This is a genomic window from Leucobacter sp. M11, assembly GCF_035726885.1.
Lineage (GTDB): Bacteria > Actinomycetota > Actinomycetes > Actinomycetales > Microbacteriaceae > JAPFRB01.
This window is the reverse complement of sequence record NZ_JAPFRB010000003.1, coordinates 38,309-39,077: the sequence shown is the minus strand read 5'-3', so window position 1 is coordinate 39,077 and position 769 is coordinate 38,309. Positions and strand designations below refer to the sequence as shown.

Sequence of the window (769 nt, the reverse complement as noted above, 5' to 3'; positions counted from 1 at the left end):
CCACGATCGAGCTGCTCGACGGCTTCGTCCTCGACGATGTCATCGGCCGTGCGCTTCTTCTGCTGCCAGGCCACGATGCTCGCGGAGGCCTCACTGCGCTGCTTGCTCAGGAAGAGCACCGAGAGGGCCAGCCCGATGGCGGCGGCGAGCAGCGCGGCGATCGACCCGGCGATCACCGGCATCAGCCCCATCGACAGGGTCAGCCACAGGATCAGCCCAAAGGGGACCAAGAAGAACAGCACCCGAAGGATCGAATAGACGGCCCAATTTTTCCCTGCACTCATAGCGATCAGTCTACTGAGCCGATGCTGAGCCTTGCCCGGTAGCATGGGGTCATGGCGCGCTTAATTATTATCGGGGTTGTTGTTGGCGTGGCGTTCACGCTCTATTCGCTCGTGGACGCGGCGATGAGCGACCCGCGGCGAGCCCGCGGCGTGGCCAAGCCGATCTGGGTCGTCATCATCGTGGTGCTCCCGGTGATCGGTGGGATCCTCTGGTTCCTGATCGGCCGGGGTCAGCCCCAGCCGGAGGGTGCGCAGCTCGCCCCGGACGATGACCCCCGCTTCACGGGCAACACGCTGTCCCAGCGCGACGTCGATCGCACCCTCCGCGACCTGGAGCAGCAGCTCGCCGCCCTCGACGAGGAGACCTTCCCTGGCGAGCCCCAGCGCGCGGCCACCGACGCCCCCAGCGCCCCCGAGGCCCCGCGCGCGGAGACCGGCGGCGGGCCCGCGGACGCCGCGGCCCCCGAGGCCTCGACCGAGGCCCC

The 769-nt window shown here is 68.9% G+C and carries 2 protein-coding genes; one reads left to right on the top strand and one right to left on the bottom strand.

Translation table 11 applies throughout. The features are described 5' to 3' along the window. Nucleotides 1-284, bottom strand: a 284-nt coding sequence (locus OOT08_RS08360) for a DUF4229 domain-containing protein (protein WP_325092173.1), incomplete at its 3' end; no start/stop codon positions are given. A 51-nt stretch (nucleotides 285-335) separates the two neighbouring features. Between OOT08_RS08360 and OOT08_RS08355 the strand changes: the two genes are divergently transcribed. After that, a partial coding sequence (locus tag OOT08_RS08355) for a PLDc N-terminal domain-containing protein (protein ID WP_325092171.1) occupies nucleotides 336-769 on the top strand: 434 nt, incomplete at its 3' end.